Origin of the sequence: Mycobacterium kyorinense (assembly GCF_001672775.1) — a bacterium.
In the GTDB taxonomy this organism is placed as follows: domain Bacteria; phylum Actinomycetota; class Actinomycetes; order Mycobacteriales; family Mycobacteriaceae; genus Mycobacterium; species Mycobacterium kyorinense_A.
Window position 1 is genome coordinate 1 of sequence record NZ_LZKJ01000152.1, and the last position, 578, is coordinate 578.

At 64.7% G+C, this 578-nt stretch carries 1 protein-coding gene; it reads left to right on the forward strand.

Annotation, left to right across the window (positions count from 1 at the left end):
- Positions 1 to 578, forward strand: a 578-nt coding sequence (locus tag A5707_RS16995) for a cytochrome P450 (RefSeq protein WP_156658075.1), incomplete at both ends; no start/stop codon positions are given.

The window sequence follows — 578 nt, forward strand, 5'->3', positions numbered from 1 at the left end:
CTGCACCGCGAGCCGGGTCAGATCGAGATGTCGGAAGCCGGAGCCCGCGCGATGGCCGACTCCTGGGTGATGTACTACGAGTTGATCCAGCAGCGGCGGGCCGAACCGCACGACGACATGATCACCAGCCTGATCGCCGCGGAGATCGAACGCGACGACGGCGAGAAGACCCGCCTGACGGGCTCAGAGATCGCCGGCTTTGCCACGCTGCTTGGCGGGGCGGGCGCGGAGACAGTGACCAAGTTGATCGGGAACGCGGCAATTGTGTTCGCCCGTAATCCCGATCAGTGGCAGATGCTGCTTGAGGACCGCAGCAAGGTAGCCGCGGCGGTGGAAGAGTTGTTGCGCTACGAGGCGCCGTCACAATACAACGTTCGCCGTTCGATGAAAGACGTAGAGCTGCACGGCATTACCATCCCGGCGGGCAAGCCTGTCTTTCTCGTCGGTGGCTCGGCCAATCGCGACCCCGAAGCCTGGACCGATCCCGATACGTTCGACATCGACCGCGACCGCGCCGAAGCGCAGAACCTGGGATTCGGCTACGGGATTCACAGTTGCCTCGGCGCGGCGCTGGCCCG